The following is a 15,570-nucleotide window of genomic DNA, read 5'->3' on the forward strand; positions in this document are numbered from 1 at the left end:
GTGTGAAAGCTAGCTTTTTAAATTGACCTTTAAACGCAAAGAAAAAATCTATGTCTCTATGTGTTTAAAAATTAGCAGCCAGAATATCAACTAAAGCTTTCATCTATAAGTTCTTTATTAATAGAAGCACCTGCAAATGAGCCCGAAGAAACCGCCATCGCGACAGATCTCGCCTGAATAACACAATCTCCACTTGCATAAACTCCAGGAAGAGTCGTTTTCTGCATCATATCAACTTTGATCAAACCTTGTTCCGTTAATTCACAACCTAAAGCTTCGGCCAAAGGACAATGCTGCTCGAAAGGCGGTCTGAAATAAATTGCTTTTACGGCTACTTTTGATTGATTTTTGAAGATCACTTGCTTAAGATTTCCGTTTTCATGCTCCAAAGATTCAATCTCTTCCTCAATGATTTCGATCTGATGTTTTTGAAGAATTTCTGTTTGTTCCCATGTCATGGTTGATTTTCCATTGGTCAGCAATCTTAAATCTTTTGTCCAGTTCGAAATCAGTTTTGCATATTCAAAAGCCATTTCTCCGTTGGCGATAATGGCAGTTTTCTCTGTTTTCACTTCATAACCATGACAGTACGGACAATGTAAAACCGAAATACCCCAACATTCAGCCAAACCTTTAATTTCGGGAAGCAAATCTTTTACACCCGTTGCGAATAATACTTTTTTAGAAGTAAAAGTTTCGCCTGAATCTGTTTTGATTTCGAAACCTTCTTTTGTTTTTATCGCCTGAACAGCAACTCCGTTAAAGAACTGAACCGTTTTATAGAAATCCACTTGTAATTTGGCTTTCGCCGAAATGACAGCAGGCACTTCACCATCTTGTGTAATGAAATTATGTGAATGTGGCGTTTGTCTGTTGCAAGGCAAACCGCTGTCAATAACCAAAACCTGACGTAAAGAACGCCCTAAACTCATCGCCGCTGAAAGTCCGCTATAACTTCCGCCCACAATAATGACTTCAAAATTCTTTTGTTCCATAACTGTATTTATTAATGGTTTTTAATTTTGTGTGTTTTATAATTCAGCAAATGCCCAATGATCATTCCGGTTCCGCCAATGAAAATCAAATCAAGATGAATATCTAAAATGATTTCACTTAGAACACTGATCCAAATCAGCCCCATCGAAACAATCAAAATTGTTGCTATTAATAGTCCCGATTTTTTTATAATTTTAAAGATTGCAAAAAGCCCGATCGTTGCGAAAAGCAAATCAATAAACGGATTATGACTCAAGCCTAAAGGCAACACAGTCAGAAGCGGAAAAATAAGACAATGCACCAAACAAATCGTCGCGCTTGAAATTCCTAAAATATCGTAAAAAGGTGTTGTAGTTTTCTTCATTTCGTGTACTTTTGCTTAATGCAATTTTGTTGCAAATATACACATAAAAATCAATTGCAACATTGTTGCAATAATATTTTTTTATTTTAAAAAAATGAAAACAACAAGAAACACCACAGCAAAGACGGCCGTTTTAGAGATTTTTGGAAAATCTAAGACTGCGCTGTCACATACCGAAATTTACAAACAAATCGAAGAAATTTGTGATCGCGTTACTGTTTATAGAATTTTAGATCGTCTGGTCAATGACGATATTGTTCATAAAATTGTAGACCTTGATGGAACTGTAAAATATGCAAAATGCCATCATCATGCACAGCGAGTTCACATTCACAATCACGCTCACTTCAGTTGCGAAAAGTGTCTTGAAATAACTTGTCTCGAAAGTGTGAAGCCGAGTTATATTATTCCACACAATTATAAAGTGAACGACATAAACTTTACATTGTCAGGAATATGTCCCAATTGTTCCAATTCTAACATTTAAGATTTAGACTAGTCTAAAAATATTGTTGCGCGAATGTAATTTTTATATACATTTGTTAAAACAACAGTTGTAGAAATGACCAAATCTTTAGAAGAAGTTAACCAATCGGTTGCAACAGAGCATAAAAAAACCGGTTTTCGTAAAATATTAGCCTTTTTAGGTCCGGCATACTTAGTAAGCGTCGGCTATATGGATCCCGGAAACTGGGCCACAGATATTGCCGGCGGAAGTCAGTTTGGCTACACTTTAGTATGGGTTTTGTTAATGAGTAACTTAATGGCCTTACTATTGCAGAGTTTAAGCGCCCGTCTTGGAATCGTAACACAACGCGATCTTGCGCAGGCTTCGAGAGAAACCTATTCTAAATTCATCAATTACATTTTATATTTTCTGGCAGAAATTGCCATTGCAGCCTGCGATTTAGCTGAAGTACTGGGAATGGCGATCGGAATCAATCTTCTATTTGACATTCCGCTGATGGAAGGTGTTTTAATTACTGTTTTAGACACTTTTCTTTTATTATTCCTGATCAACAAAGGAATTCGCAAGATGGAAGCCTTTATTATTGTACTAGTCGCTATTATTGGGTTTTCTTTTATTTTTGAAATGATTTTTGCTGAACCGGAAGTTTCTAAAATAATGGCAGGATTAATTCCGTCAATTCCAAATTCGGCAGCCTTGTACATCGCTATTGGAATTATTGGAGCAACCGTAATGCCACATAACCTCTACTTACACTCTTCTTTGGTACAAACCAGAAAATTCGACCGCACTCCTGCCGGAATAAAACAAGCTTTAAAATACAATTTTATTGACTCAACGATTGCGCTCAACCTTGCTTTCTTTGTTAATGCTGCCATATTGATTCTTGCTGCAGCAACTTTTCATAAAAATGGTATGTTTGAAGTTGCTGAAATTCAGGACGCGCATAAATTTCTAGAACCTTTATTGGGAACCAAATGGGCACCAGCTTTATTTGCAATAGCTTTGATCGCCGCTGGACAAAGCTCAACCGTAACAGGAACTTTAGCGGGGCAAATTGTAATGGAAGGTTATCTTCATTTAAGAATTCAGCCTTGGGTTCGCCGCATTATTACGCGTTTAATTGCTATTGTTCCCGCTTTAATTGTGATTTATATTTATGGCGAAAGCGTCACGGGGAAACTATTAATTCTGAGCCAGGTAATTTTGAGTTTGCAATTGGGTTTTGCTATTATTCCGCTGATTCATTTTGTGAGCGATAAATCAAAAATGAATGGTTTTCATATTTCAAAAACCACTCAGGTTGTTTCCTGGATTATTGCCACAATCATCGTTTCTTTGAATGCCAAATTGGTTTATGATGAAATAACCTCATGGCTTGAAAGCTCTAGTAATCCAATGATATTATGGTTTACCGTTATTCCATTGGCTTTAGCATTTCTGGCTTTGTTGCTTTATATCATTGCAAAACCTTTTATCGTAAAAGCACAGGCTAAATTCATCAATCATTCTCCGCATAATTTAAAACTGCAGTTTTCTCCAAAAGAAGGCCAAAGCTATAAGAATATCGCGATTTCTGTAGATTTCTCAAAAGCTGATGAATCTGCATTGAACAGAGCTTTTGAATTAGGTGGACTCGACACACAATACACTTTAATTCACATTGTTGAAACCGTTGGTGCACACATGTATGGTGTTCACGTTCATGATCATGAAACCACGATCGATGAAAAATTATTGTTAGAATATAAAGAAATGCTTTCGCAGAAAGGTTTCAACATCAAAACCGAACTTGGTTTTGGAAAACCAAACAAAGTAATCCCGAAAATCATCAACGAAGGAAATTATGACATTTTAGTCATGGGAACCCACGGCCACACCGGATTAAAAGACATTTTATTTGGCACCACCGTAGACAAATTGAGACATAAAATTTCGATACCTTTGTTAATTGTTAAATAAGGTGCTAAGTCGCTGAGATGCTAAGGTTCTAAGGTTTTCTTCAGAACAAAAACTTAGAACCTCAGAACCTTAGAACCTCAGAACCTTAAAAGAATGACTTTCTCAGAAGAAAACTATCTAAAATCAATATACCACCTTACGGCTTCTTTAGAAACGGAAGTGAGCACAAATGCTATTGCTGAAATGATGGAAACCAAAGCTTCATCGGTTACCGATATGCTTAAAAAGCTGGCAGATAAAGATTTAGTAAACTATAAAAAATACCAAGGTGTTTCATTGACCGAAAACGGAAAACTGGCTGCCAAAATGATTGTTCGAAAACATCGTTTATGGGAAGTTTTTTTGGTGGAGAAACTAAATTTCAGCTGGGATGAGGTTCACGATATTGCAGAACAGCTAGAGCACATCAAATCAGAGCAATTAATTAATCGATTGGATGATTTTCTTGGAAATCCAACAGAAGATCCGCACGGCGACCCGATTCCCGATGCCAATGGCCGAATCATTAAAATAGAAAAATATTTGCTTTCTGAATTGACCGAACATCAAATTGGTGTTTGTGTGGGTGTAAAAGATACTTCTTCAGAGTTTTTGAAATATCTGGACAAACAGGAAATTGCTTTAGGATCTAAAATCGAATTTCTTTCTAAGGAATCATTCGATTTATCGGTTAAAATTAAGGTTGATGGAAGGGAATTATCTATTTCGAATAAAATTGCTTCTAATTTGTTTGTGAAGCTTATTTAGGAGGGGTTATACCACAGAGATACGCGGAGGTTTTTCACAGAGGAACGCGAAGGACTGATTTTTTTCGTTTGTCAGACTGAGCGAAGTCGAAGTCTCGCAAAGTGATTCAGCGAACCGAGCTTCGACTTCGCTCAGCCTGACAAACTGAATGCTATAGCTTCAATATTAGTAAAAACTAAACAATACCTTTTTCAATCATTTCTAACATTACCGGCGAAGCATTTTTAAATGTCGGTTCTTGTTCGATAATACTTCCTGCGTTTTTCTTATTTACTTTGAATGTTACATCGTTATCAGTCGTAAACAAAAGTGCAGTCAAAAACGGATTTTTGATATAAGTTCCTAAAACCATTAAAGCTTCATCTAAAGTATGGATACTTTCGATTTCTTCGGTTTTGTAACGCGAAGTCAATGAAATGGAATAGGTATTATCTTCATTTAAAACCAATCGGAAATAAATATTTTTAATCTCGGTATCGCCGATTGTTTTGGCAAGTGTAAGTTTGGCAAAAGTGCCGGCTTGAATACTTTCTTTGACGCGTTCGCAAAAAAGAGCAAATATTGGTTCGTACATTTTTTTTAAGGTGCTAAGGTTCTGAGATGCTAAGGTTCTAAGTTTTTAAAACCTTATGAGTCTCTGTATTGTGTTGTTTAACCGCAAAGTTCGCTAGGATTTACGCAAAGGGCACAAGGAAAAAACTTTGTGAAGCTCTGTGTAAAATCTTTGTGAAGCTCTGTGGTATAATTCTATTTTCCTGTAAATTCAGCTTTTCTTTTCTCTAAAAACGCTGTGGTTCCTTCTTTAAAATCCTGCGTTCCGAAACATTTTCCGAATGATTTTATTTCAGTTTCAAAACCATCTTTTCCATCTTTAAAGTTCGCATTAATGGCCTTTATCGCTTTTCCGATAGCAAATGGAGCATTTTTAATGATCTTTTGAGCGATTCCGTTTGTAAATTCAAGAAGTTCAGCCTGCGGCACTACGTGATTTACTAAACCATATTGTTTTGCTTCTTCAGCAGAAATCATGGCCGCAGTCATAATCATTTCCATCGCGCGGCCTTTACCCACTAATTGTGGCAAACGCTGCGTTCCTCCGTAACCCGGAATCAATCCTAAAGTTACTTCCGGCAATCCCATTTTGGCATTATCTGAAGCTACTCTGAAATGACACGCCATTGCCAATTCTAGCCCACCGCCTAACGCAAAACCATTTACTGCTGCAATTACCGGTTTCTTCAAATTTTCTATATAATCAAAAAGGGATTCTTGTCCTTCGGCGGCTAATTGTGCGCCTTCAACTACTGTATAATTGGCAAATTCTGAAATATCGGCTCCAGCCACAAAAGCTTTTTCACCACTTCCGGTCAAAACAATAACGCGAACCTCATCATTTTTTCCTAATAATTTGATAGCTTTATTCAAATCGCTGATGGTTGCTTTGTTTAAAGCATTCAGTTTTGTAGGTCTGTTTATGGTTACGGTAGCAATTTTTTCTTCAATAGAAATTAAAAGATTTTCGTAGTTCATGGTCGTGGTTTTATGAGTTTGTGATAGGCAAAGAAACCGTAAATGTGGTTCCTTTTCCGTAAGTTGATTCAAAGGTAATTGTTCCTTTGTAATTTTCGATGATGTTTTTTATAATTCCGAGGCCAAGACCCATTCCGCTGGTTTTGGTAGTGAACTTAGGTTCGAAAATTCTGCCAGAATCTTGTTTCTGAATTCCGATTCCGTTATCTCTTACGGCAATTTCAACATTATTATTTCTGCGTTTTACCGTAACCAAAATAGATTTATGAAACTGGCTTTCCGGAATAGCCTGTGTTGCATTTTTTACCAAATTGGTAATGACACGTATTAGTTGTGTTCGGTCCATTTTTGAGATGATTTCCTCTTCTTCACTTTCAAAAACAATATAGTCTTCATTGAAAATATCCAGTGAAAGCTCTACAACTTCAACAACATTCAGTGTTTCATTTTGCTGTGCCGGCATCGAAGCAAAATTCGAAAAGGCCGAAGCCACCGCCGTCATCGTATCTATTTGCTGGATTAAGGTTTCAGAATAGTCGTTTAGCTTCTGCTTAACATCAGGTGCCGTAGGATCAAATTTTCGTTGAAAACTCTGCACCGTCAAACGCATGGGCGTAAGCGGATTTTTAATTTCGTGCGCCACTTGCTTTGCCATTTCGCGCCAGGCTTCTTCACGTTCACTTTGAGCCAGTTTTATGGCACTCGTTTCGAGTTTTTCCACCATTCCGTTATAAGCCTTGATTAAGAAATTCACTTCTTTACTATTGGCTTCTAATACAATCTTTTCGTTTTTCTGATCCAGATTGGTCTCTTCCAATCTATCAGAAATCGTTTTAAGCGATTTGGTTATATAAGTCGAAAGGAAATACGCCAAAGCAAATGCCACAATCAACATAAACGAATATACCTGACTTAAACGAATCAGGAAAGTATTTAACTCGTTGTCATAATAACCGTCGTCTTCTAAATAAGGAAGATTTAAAATGCCGAGCGGTTTGAATTTTTCATCTTTAATCAAACTATATGAAGATCGATTTTTAACTCCGTCGATTGTTTTAATATCTACAAAACGCTTTTCGATAGACGATTTTACCAACTTCAGTATATAATCCGGAACCGGAGGTGCTACTTTATCAACTGCAAAAGATTCTTTTGATGATTTCAGCAGTTTTCCGTCAAGACTGTAAATATTGATTTCAATCTTATGGATTTGGGCCAATTCGTGGATTTTATCCTTAAAAATCAAATCTAGATTAGAAGTTTTAAGCGGATAAGTTGTAGTAGAAAGTACGTAATTAATATGTTCTTTTACTGCATTTTCTTTACGTTCTAAACGTTCCTGATGGTATTCTTTGGCTTCAGTTTTAAACTGAATAATCGAAATCGAAGCCAATAAAAAAGATGCCACAACAATCAATACAATCATCGACAGGAAAATCCTGGTACGCAATGAAAGCATCGACATTTTGAAGTTGTTTAGCATAAATTTAGTTTTCAGTCGCAGTCGCAGTTTTCAGTGTCAGAGTGGAAACTGTGACTGAAAACTGCGACTAAAGACTATTTTTTCTCCCTAATTCTCTTGTAAAATTTAAACCCCAGCATCAGTAAAACCGAGAATAAAATGATTCCTACTACACCGAAGATCCAATTGAAAGCACTTTTTAAAACTACTAAAAAAACGATAGCAAACAATATAATAGTAGCACCTTCATTCCACAAACGCATATAGTTACCTGAATATTTTACTTCATCGTTTTGCAATTGCTTGAATATTTGATGGCATTTTAAATGATACAAATACAATAGAAAAACGAAACATAACTTTATATGCATCCACGGCATTTTAAGCCAGGCCTGACCTAAATCAGTGAAAAACAGCATCCAAAAAGCAAAAATACTGGCTAAAATTGCTGAAGGCCATGTAATGATGTACCACAATCTGTAGCTCATAATTTTAAATTGCGCTTGTAAAATTTCCTTTTCAGGAGATGGTTTATCGTTCGCTTCAATTTGATAAACAAATAAACGCACGATATTAAATAATCCCACAAACCAAGTTAGTACGAAAATGATATGAAGTGATTTTAAGTAGTTATAATATTCCATGCTTTTTGTTTCAGGTTTAAAGTTTCAAGTTTTTTTTAAAGTTGACTTATGCTCAACAATCTTGACTCTATTTTCTTGACTCTATTTTCTATTTAGCCCAATCATTAATCCAGTTACTAACCGTCTGACACCATTCATCATCATCATTCAAACACGGAATTGCCAAGAATTCTTCGCCTCCATTTGCTTCAAAATCTTCTTTGGCACGCATGGCGATTTCTTCTAAAGTTTCAAGACAATCTGAAACGAAAGCTGGCGTTACAACCGCCAATTTCTTGATTCCTTTTCCTGGCATATTATCAATTTCAACATCCGTATAAGGTTCCAGCCATTTGTCTCCCGCTAAACGCGATTGAAAAGTCAAGCTATATTTATCTTGTGGAAGTCCTAATAATTTCACGACTTGTCTCGTTGTTTCATAACATTGATGACGGTAACAGAAATCATGTGCCGGCGAAGGCGTGTTACAGCAAGAACCATCAATTTTACAATGTGATTTGGTTATATCTGTTTTACGAATATGACGCTCCGGAATTCCGTGATACGAGAATAATAAATGATCATAGTCAAAACCAACTAAATGTTTCTGAATGGAATCAGCTAAATTCTTGATGTAATCTGGTTTGTTGTAAAACGCAGGTACATCTGTAAAAGTCATGTGTGGGAATTTCTTCTTGCGGATTTCTTCTGCTTTAACTAAAATCGTCAAAGTCGAAGCCATTGCATATTGTGGATATAACGGAAAAAGCATTACTTCAGTAACTCCTTTATCGTGCAATTCCTGTAAACCTTTTTCGATAGTCATACTTCCGTAGCGCATTGCCAAAGAAACTGGAATATTTACCAAAGGCTGTACTTTTTTCTGCATTCTTTCAGACAGCACCACTAACGGAGAACCTTCTTCCCACCAAATTTTAGCGTAAGCATGTGCTGATTCTTCTGGTCTTTTTCTTAGAATAATACCACGAACTAAAAAAGCTCTCAACAAATACGGAACATCGATCACGTATTTATCCATTAAAAATTCGTCTAAGTACGGTTTTACATCTTTTGTAGTTGGACTTTCTGGAGATCCTAAGTTTACTAATAATACGCCTTTCATTATTTTTTTTGCTTTAGGCTTTAAGCATTAGGCTTTAAGCTTTGTTTTTGTTTTAATTTTCGGCAAAAGTAGAACTTGCTACTTTTTAGAAATATGATATTTATTACTTTTTTATTATTGTTGAATATCTAAAATTGATTTTGATAATTCGTGAAATTTTTCACGCAGATCTATACAGATTAAAGCAGATGTTCTTGAATTCGTGGCTAACAAAAATCTAAACATTCGTATTAATCGACATCAAATACTTCTTCGGAGTTGTGGCAAACTTCTTTTTGAACGCCGCAATAAAGTGACTTCCGGTGCTATAGCCAATTTTCAATCCAACTTCGTTTACATTATAAGATCCGCTGTCTAATAATTTTCGGGCGAAATCCATTTTGTAATCGAATAGAAAACCATAAACGGTATCGCCGTAAATTTGTTTGAAACCCATTTTAAGTTTCTTCAAATTCAAACCAATTTCATCAGCCAGTTCTTGTAATCCCGGCGGTTCGGCCATATTAGCGATGATGATTTCTTTAGCTCTTCTAATTTTCAACACATTATCTTCGTCAATCAAAAACGGACATTGTTCTGCATTTGGATCTTCGGTTCTGTTGAAATACAAACTCAACAATTCGTATCCTTTTCCTTTATAATAAAGGTTTTTTATCGACGGATGAAGGTTATAATGAAACAGCTGACTCAACACAATAGCCATAGAAGGACTGATATTTCCTTCATTATAATATTTTTTGTCCTTATTATCAGGACTTAAAAAAGTAATATAATCTGCTTCTGCAGAAAACAACGCGTGAAATTTCTTGATGGATACAATAACAGAAATGACCCACGAATTTGGAGCAAGTTCTAAATTCAGCGGTAATTCTTTCTGTGGATTGTACAAAAGCAACGATTTTTCTTCCTTCAAATCCAGAGCATAAGAGCCCTGATTAAACAAGAATTTGGCATTGCCTTTTATTCCGAAGTGAAACTGTATCAGACCACTACCAACTTCGTGCTGCCCAAAAAACGGTTCTAAACTGTCGTTTTGAAAACGGATAAGCGTAAAGTCGTCTTCAATTTTTATAATTTCCTGAGAACTCATAGCGATATTTTTTTGAAACTAAAATCATAGTAAATCAAAAATGTTATTTAGAATCACTCTAAACAAATCAATTCAAACAACTTGATTTTGCTACAAAAATACTTCTTTTTGCATAAAAACAGACGTTTAGAAACAAAAAAACACCCAGCGATACAAAAAGTACTTTGAGCGTTACTTTTGTAAACAGTATAATGATAATTTTGTTGCACTTTTATGAAAGTGAATTTATGGAAAACAATAATGTACCGAAACACCTTTATTTTTATTCAGTTGGTCTGAGTTATAAAAAAGCTGATGCTGAGGTCAGAGGTCAATTTAGTTTGGATGCAGTTGCGAAGACGCGTTTACTGGAACAGGCTAAAACAGAAGGAATAGAAAGTTTAATTGTCACTTCGACTTGCAACAGAACCGAAATCTACGGTTTTGCTGAACACCCTTTTCAATTAATAAAATTGATTTGCGATAATAGTAACGGATCTGTAGATGCTTTCCAAAAAGTGGGATTCGTTTATAAAAATCAGGAAGCGATTAATCATTTGTTTCGCGTAGGAACCGGTTTAGACAGTCAGATTCTGGGCGATTTTGAAATTATATCTCAAATTAAAACCAGTTTTATCCATTCTAAATCAATGGGTTTGGCCAATACTTTTATGGAAAGATTGGTAAATGCTGTGATTCAGGCGAGCAAAAGAATCAAAAACGAGACTCAAATAAGTTCTGGAGCAACTTCAGTTTCTTTTGCATCGGTTCAATACATTATGAAAAATGTAGAAGACATCGGGAATAAAAACATTTTACTTTTCGGAACAGGAAAAATCGGAAGAAATACTTGCGAGAATCTTGTAAAACATACTAAAAACGAACATATTACTTTAATCAACCGAACGAAAGACAAAGCTGAGAAATTGGCCGGAAAACTAAATTTGATTGTTAAAGATTATTCGGAACTTCATTTAGAGCTTCAAAAAGCAGATGTTGTGGTTGTCGCTACCGGCGCACAAAACCCAACAATTGACAAAGCCATCTTAAATCTTAAAAAACCTTTATTGATTTTAGATTTATCTATTCCGAAGAACGTTCATGAAAACGTTGAGGAATTAGAAGGCGTAACCTTGATTCACATGGATTATTTGTCGCAATTGACAGATGAAACTTTGGAAAACAGAAAATTACACATTCCGGCTGCTGAAGCAATTATCGAAGAAATCAAAGAAGAATTTGTGGTTTGGATGAAAGGCAGAAAATTTGCTCCAACTATCAATGCTTTAAAAGAAAAACTGAACGCCATTAAAGATTCAGAATTAAACTTTCAAAGCAAAAAAATTACTGATTTCAATGAAGCTCAGGCTGAAATCATCAGTAACAGAATCATTCAAAAAATCACTACACATTTCGCAAACCACTTAAAAGACGATGACACCATGGTCGATGAAAGCATCGAATGGATCGAAAAAGTCTTCAAAATAAAAGCATCTTAGGTTTTTTTTACCATTAAGATATTANNTAATATCTTAATGGTAAAAAGAATAAAAAAGGAATAAAAGTTCTATGACAAAAAAAGAGGTTACACAATTGGCTTATGAAATTACAGGTTTTGCTATAAAAGTGCACAAAGCATTAGGGCCTGGACTTTTAGAAAGCATTTATGAACAATGCCTCAAATATGAATTAGAACAAAATGGATATGACGTTAAACAACAATTAGTTGTAAAAATAGATTATTACGATCTTGAATTAGAGTCTGATTTAAGAATTGATTTACTTGTAAATGATTGTGTAGTGGTTGAATTAAAAGCAATAGAAAATCTTCTACCAATTCATGAAGCACAATTATTAACATATATGAAATTACTACAAAGACCTCAAGGTTTATTAATTAATTTTAATACGTTAAACATAACAAAATCAATGAAACCACTTGTAAATGATCATTTTGCAAGATTAATAGATTAAAACATTACTGGAAAGATATTGAATCATTAAGAGATTAAGAAAAATTAAGTTTAAACGTTTAAAACTTAATTCTCTTACATTCAACACAAAGCTTAATGATCCTTAATATCTTAATGGTAAAATAATAAAACATGGCTGAAAAAACAATCAGAATAGGAACTCGCGATAGCGAATTGGCACTTTGGCAAGCACATACTGTCGAGAAAAGACTAAATGATTTGGGTTATAAAACCGAAATTGTTGCGGTAAAATCTACCGGCGATATTATTTTAGACAAACCGCTTTACGAACTTGGCATTACCGGAATTTTTACTAAAACGCTGGATATTGCCATGATTAACGGCGATTGCGATATTGCAGTTCACTCGATGAAAGATGTTCCAACCGCATTACCACAAGGAATTGTTCAGGCTGCGGTTTTAGAAAGAGCCAATGTTCTTGATATTTTGGTCCATAAAGGAAATCCGGATTTTGAGCAACCAAGTACGATAGCAACCGGAAGCTTGCGTCGTCAGGCTTTATGGTTCAATAAATATCCTAACCATACGGTGGTTGATTTACGCGGAAACGTAAACACACGTATGCAAAAACTACAAGACAATAACTGGGACGGAGCTGTTTTTGCTGCTGCAGGTTTGGAGCGCATCAACCTAAAACCAGAAAATTATATCAATCTAGATTGGATGATTCCAGCACCGGCACAAGGAGCAATGCTTGTTGTGGCGATGGAAAATGACAATTATACTTTGGACGCACTTTCGCAGTTAAATCATATTGAAACGGAAATCTGTACTTATATAGAGCGTCAGTTTTTGAGAACGCTTGAAGGTGGCTGTACAGCGCCAATTGGAGCATTGGTTACATACAACGAAGACGAGGATGCTTTACATTTTCAGGGCGTTTTGCTTTCTGTTGATGGAAAACAAAAACTGGAAATCGAAAAAACCGTCGATATTTCAGAGTGGAAAAAACTAGGATTTTTCGCTGCTCAGGAAATTCTAAACAATGGCGGAACCGAGTTGATGCAATCTATTAAAGAATCTTTAAAAAAATAATGGCAAAATCAATTCAGATATTATCCACAAAAAAGCTATCGGGCGAGCAAAAACAAGCGTTAACTGCTGCTAATATAGATGTTATAGATACCGATTTCATTCAGACTCAAAATAAATCTTTCGAACTAAAAGACCTCAACGAGAATCTGATTTTCACCAGTCAAAATGCCGTTCACAGTATTTTATCTCATCCAAAAGCGGAAGAACTTAAAAGTAAAAATGTTTTTTGCGTTGGTTTAAAAACTAAGATTCTTTTATCTGAAAGTGGTTTTAATGTGGTGGCTTACACTGGTTATGCATCAGATTTAGCTGAAATTATCACTTTAATTTATCGTTCTGAAAGCTTTACTTTTTTCAGTGGAAACCTTCGCAGAGATACTTTGCCACAAGCTTTAAAAGAAGCTGAAGTAAAGTTTAACGAAATTCAGGTTTACGATACATCATTAACACCTCAGAAAATAAAAACAGCCGTTGACGCGATTTTATTTTTCAGCCCTTCCGGCGTTGAAAGTTATTTGAAAGACAATACAATTAAAAAAGAAACGTGTTTTTGCATTGGAGAAACTACTGCAGACGCTTTACATAAAATTACTAAAAACATCATAATCGCAGACCAGCCAACAGTTGAAGATGTGATTGAAGACGTAATTGAAGAATATAAATAAACCTTTGCAACTTTGTCCCTTTGTGACTTTGCACCTAAAATAAAAAACATGTTAAAAAACGACCTATTTTTACGCGCCTTAAAAGGAGAAACTGTGCAACGCCCACCAGTATGGATGATGCGTCAAGCTGGAAGATATTTACCAGAATTCAGAGCTTTACGTGATAAATATGACTTTTTCACAAGATGTGAAACCCCAGAATTAGCTGCAGAAATTACCGTTCAGCCTATTCGCAGAATTGCTCCGGATGCTGCTATTTTGTTTTCAGATATTTTGGTTGTGCCTCGCGCAATGGGAATTCACGTAGAATTGAAAGACAATCTGGGACCCATTATTCCAGATCCGATTCGCACCATGGAACAAGTTAATCAGGTTTATGTTCCGGATGTAAATGAAACTTTAGGTTACGTTTTTGACGCCGTTAAATTGACTAAAGAAATGCTGAACGACGAAGTGCCCTTAATTGGTTTTGCTGGTTCACCGTGGACAATCTTTTGTTATGCTGTTGAAGGAAAAGGTTCTAAAAGTTTTGATACTGCTAAAGGTTTTTGTTTTTCGAATCCTATCGCAGCGCATACTTTATTGCAAAAAATTACAGATACAACAATTCTATATTTAAAAGAAAAAGTAAAAGCGGGAGTTAATGCCGTTCAGATTTTTGATTCTTGGGGAGGAATGCTTTCTCCGGTTGATTATCAGGAATTTTCATGGAAATATATCAACCAGATTGTCGATGCTTTGGCTGAGGTTACTCCGGTTATTGTTTTCGGAAAAGGATGTTGGTTTGCCTTAGGCGATATGGGTAAAAGTAAAGCTTCGGCTTTGGGTGTAGACTGGACTTGTTCGGCTAGAAATGCGCGTTATTTATCTGGTGGAAATATTACTTTACAAGGAAACTTTGATCCTTCAAGATTATTTTCTCCAATTCCTACCATCAAGAAAATGGTTCACGAAATGATCGACGAGTTTGGAAAAGACAAATATATCGTAAATTTAGGTCACGGAATTTTACCAACTATCCCTGTAGATCACGCAAAAGCGTTTATTGACGCGGTTAAAGAATACGGGCAATAGTATACAGTTTTCAGTCGCAGTTTTCAGTCCACTTCAAAAACTGAAAACTGCGACTGCGACTGAAAACTCAAAAAGATAATGCTCAACAAAGGCCTAAGAGACGACGAAGCAATCAGAATTGACAATGTCCTGAAAACATTGCGCGCTCTTGATTTTGTACCTCAACCTTTAAACCATGATCAAAAATTTGATATTGAAAATCAATTAAAAGAATTCTGTTTAAACATTGAAAGTTTAATTGATTACCAAAATGAAGAATTGATTACATTATTAGTTAGACGTCATTTAGATTTCAATCAATTAGAGCAATTTGCTGATTTTTTAATGGAATTCTCAAAAGCGGAAAACTATCATTTTGAAATTAAAGCGCTGGCTATTTACGAATATATACAACGAGAAAGCAATATTTTCTCCTTCGGAATAAATGCCAAAATCGCTTCGGCTAAAAACAAATAAA

The 15,570-nt window shown here is 35.5% G+C and carries 17 protein-coding genes; 9 read left to right on the forward strand and 8 right to left on the reverse strand.

Annotation, left to right across the window (positions count from 1 at the left end):
* Positions 1-86: 86 nt before the first annotated feature.
* Together B0A65_RS10225 and B0A65_RS10230 are read right to left on the reverse strand one after the other, a co-directional pair.
* Entirely contained in the window at positions 87-995 is a 909-nt protein-coding gene (locus B0A65_RS10225) for an NAD(P)/FAD-dependent oxidoreductase (protein ID WP_074660193.1), read from the reverse strand.
* Positions 996-1,006: 11 nt separating this feature from the next.
* Positions 1,007-1,360 (reverse strand): MerC domain-containing protein, encoded by a 354-nt coding sequence (locus B0A65_RS10230; protein WP_074660192.1) that lies wholly within the window; start codon positions 1,358-1,360, stop codon positions 1,007-1,009.
* Between the two features lie 94 nt (positions 1,361-1,454).
* Between B0A65_RS10230 and B0A65_RS10235 the strand changes: the two genes are divergently transcribed.
* The 3 genes from B0A65_RS10235 to B0A65_RS10245 all read left to right on the forward strand — a co-directional run bounded on the left by B0A65_RS10235 (position 1,455) and on the right by B0A65_RS10245 (position 4,538).
* Positions 1,455-1,847, forward strand: coding sequence for a Fur family transcriptional regulator (locus tag B0A65_RS10235; protein ID WP_074660191.1), 393 nt, complete (start codon positions 1,455-1,457; stop codon positions 1,845-1,847).
* 75 nt (positions 1,848-1,922) lie between these two features.
* Positions 1,923-3,791, forward strand: a complete 1,869-nt coding sequence (locus B0A65_RS10240; RefSeq protein WP_074660190.1) for an Nramp family divalent metal transporter — start codon at positions 1,923-1,925, stop codon at positions 3,789-3,791.
* A 93-nt stretch (positions 3,792-3,884) separates the two neighbouring features.
* Positions 3,885-4,538, forward strand: coding sequence for a metal-dependent transcriptional regulator (locus tag B0A65_RS10245; RefSeq protein ID WP_074660189.1), 654 nt, complete (start codon positions 3,885-3,887; stop codon positions 4,536-4,538).
* 175 nt (positions 4,539-4,713) lie between these two features.
* Here B0A65_RS10245 and B0A65_RS10250 read toward each other — a convergent pair whose 3' ends face one another.
* From B0A65_RS10250 to B0A65_RS10275, 6 genes are all read right to left on the reverse strand, one after another.
* Positions 4,714-5,112: a hypothetical protein gene (locus B0A65_RS10250; RefSeq protein WP_026982330.1), complete on the reverse strand. Its 399-nt coding sequence runs from the start codon at positions 5,110-5,112 to the stop codon at positions 4,714-4,716.
* Positions 5,113-5,285: 173 nt separating this feature from the next.
* Positions 5,286-6,068: an enoyl-CoA hydratase/isomerase family protein gene (locus B0A65_RS10255; RefSeq protein WP_074660188.1), complete on the reverse strand. Its 783-nt coding sequence runs from the start codon at positions 6,066-6,068 to the stop codon at positions 5,286-5,288.
* A gap of 10 nt (positions 6,069-6,078) precedes the next feature.
* Positions 6,079-7,494 carry an ATP-binding protein gene (locus tag B0A65_RS10260; RefSeq protein WP_083370448.1) on the reverse strand — a complete coding sequence of 472 codons (1,416 nt, stop codon included), beginning with the start codon at positions 7,492-7,494 and terminating at the stop codon, positions 6,079-6,081.
* A gap of 131 nt (positions 7,495-7,625) precedes the next feature.
* Positions 7,626-8,174 (reverse strand): CopD family protein, encoded by a 549-nt coding sequence (locus B0A65_RS10265; RefSeq protein WP_074660186.1) that lies wholly within the window; start codon positions 8,172-8,174, stop codon positions 7,626-7,628.
* An 88-nt stretch (positions 8,175-8,262) separates the two neighbouring features.
* Entirely contained in the window at positions 8,263-9,276 is a 1,014-nt protein-coding gene (gene hemH, locus B0A65_RS10270; protein WP_074660185.1) for a ferrochelatase, read from the reverse strand.
* A gap of 217 nt (positions 9,277-9,493) precedes the next feature.
* Entirely contained in the window at positions 9,494-10,366 is an 873-nt protein-coding gene (locus B0A65_RS10275) for a helix-turn-helix domain-containing protein (RefSeq protein WP_074660184.1), read from the reverse strand.
* Positions 10,367-10,593: 227 nt separating this feature from the next.
* Between B0A65_RS10275 and hemA the strand changes: the two genes are divergently transcribed.
* The 6 genes from hemA to B0A65_RS10305 all read left to right on the forward strand — a co-directional run bounded on the left by hemA (position 10,594) and on the right by B0A65_RS10305 (position 15,569).
* Positions 10,594-11,844: a glutamyl-tRNA reductase gene (hemA, locus tag B0A65_RS10280; protein WP_074660303.1), complete on the forward strand. Its 1,251-nt coding sequence runs from the start codon at positions 10,594-10,596 to the stop codon at positions 11,842-11,844.
* Between the two features lie 70 nt (positions 11,845-11,914).
* Positions 11,915-12,319, forward strand: a complete 405-nt coding sequence (locus B0A65_RS10285; protein ID WP_072969962.1) for a GxxExxY protein — start codon at positions 11,915-11,917, stop codon at positions 12,317-12,319.
* Between the two features lie 131 nt (positions 12,320-12,450).
* Positions 12,451-13,374 carry a hydroxymethylbilane synthase gene (gene hemC / locus B0A65_RS10290; RefSeq protein ID WP_074660183.1) on the forward strand — a complete coding sequence of 308 codons (924 nt, stop codon included), beginning with the start codon at positions 12,451-12,453 and terminating at the stop codon, positions 13,372-13,374.
* Complete coding sequence (locus B0A65_RS10295) at positions 13,374-14,039, forward strand: uroporphyrinogen-III synthase (protein ID WP_074660182.1); 666 nt, start codon at positions 13,374-13,376, stop codon at positions 14,037-14,039. Before hemC ends, B0A65_RS10295 begins: the two co-directional genes overlap by 1 nt.
* A 48-nt stretch (positions 14,040-14,087) precedes the next feature.
* Positions 14,088-15,113: a uroporphyrinogen decarboxylase gene (gene hemE / locus B0A65_RS10300; RefSeq protein ID WP_074660181.1), complete on the forward strand. Its 1,026-nt coding sequence runs from the start codon at positions 14,088-14,090 to the stop codon at positions 15,111-15,113.
* A gap of 78 nt (positions 15,114-15,191) precedes the next feature.
* Positions 15,192-15,569: a hypothetical protein gene (locus B0A65_RS10305; RefSeq protein ID WP_074660180.1), complete on the forward strand. Its 378-nt coding sequence runs from the start codon at positions 15,192-15,194 to the stop codon at positions 15,567-15,569.
* Position 15,570 lies beyond the last annotated feature (1 nt).

Source organism: Flavobacterium frigidimaris (assembly GCF_002217275.1).
Classification (GTDB): domain Bacteria; phylum Bacteroidota; class Bacteroidia; order Flavobacteriales; family Flavobacteriaceae; genus Flavobacterium; species Flavobacterium aquidurense.

Coding starts and splice junctions, on each gene's coding strand:
- B0A65_RS10285 (WP_072969962.1), top strand. CDS start 11,915: ATGACAAAAAAAGAGGTTACACAATTGGCTTATGAAATTACAGGTTTT.
- B0A65_RS10260 (WP_083370448.1), bottom strand. CDS start 7,494: ATGATTGTATTGATTGTTGTGGCATCTTTTTTATTGGCTTCGATTTCG.
- hemA (WP_074660303.1), top strand. CDS start 10,594: ATGGAAAACAATAATGTACCGAAACACCTTTATTTTTATTCAGTTGGT.
- B0A65_RS10235 (WP_074660191.1), top strand. CDS start 1,455: ATGAAAACAACAAGAAACACCACAGCAAAGACGGCCGTTTTAGAGATT.
- hemC (WP_074660183.1), top strand. CDS start 12,451: ATGGCTGAAAAAACAATCAGAATAGGAACTCGCGATAGCGAATTGGCA.
- B0A65_RS10295 (WP_074660182.1), top strand. CDS start 13,374: ATGGCAAAATCAATTCAGATATTATCCACAAAAAAGCTATCGGGCGAG.
- B0A65_RS10255 (WP_074660188.1), bottom strand. CDS start 6,068: ATGAACTACGAAAATCTTTTAATTTCTATTGAAGAAAAAATTGCTACC.
- B0A65_RS10305 (WP_074660180.1), top strand. CDS start 15,192: ATGCTCAACAAAGGCCTAAGAGACGACGAAGCAATCAGAATTGACAAT.
- B0A65_RS10240 (WP_074660190.1), top strand. CDS start 1,923: ATGACCAAATCTTTAGAAGAAGTTAACCAATCGGTTGCAACAGAGCAT.
- B0A65_RS10245 (WP_074660189.1), top strand. CDS start 3,885: ATGACTTTCTCAGAAGAAAACTATCTAAAATCAATATACCACCTTACG.
- hemH (WP_074660185.1), bottom strand. CDS start 9,276: ATGAAAGGCGTATTATTAGTAAACTTAGGATCTCCAGAAAGTCCAACT.
- B0A65_RS10265 (WP_074660186.1), bottom strand. CDS start 8,174: ATGGAATATTATAACTACTTAAAATCACTTCATATCATTTTCGTACTA.
- B0A65_RS10225 (WP_074660193.1), bottom strand. CDS start 995: ATGGAACAAAAGAATTTTGAAGTCATTATTGTGGGCGGAAGTTATAGC.
- B0A65_RS10230 (WP_074660192.1), bottom strand. CDS start 1,360: ATGAAGAAAACTACAACACCTTTTTACGATATTTTAGGAATTTCAAGC.
- hemE (WP_074660181.1), top strand. CDS start 14,088: ATGTTAAAAAACGACCTATTTTTACGCGCCTTAAAAGGAGAAACTGTG.
- B0A65_RS10275 (WP_074660184.1), bottom strand. CDS start 10,366: ATGAGTTCTCAGGAAATTATAAAAATTGAAGACGACTTTACGCTTATC.
- B0A65_RS10250 (WP_026982330.1), bottom strand. CDS start 5,112: ATGTACGAACCAATATTTGCTCTTTTTTGCGAACGCGTCAAAGAAAGT.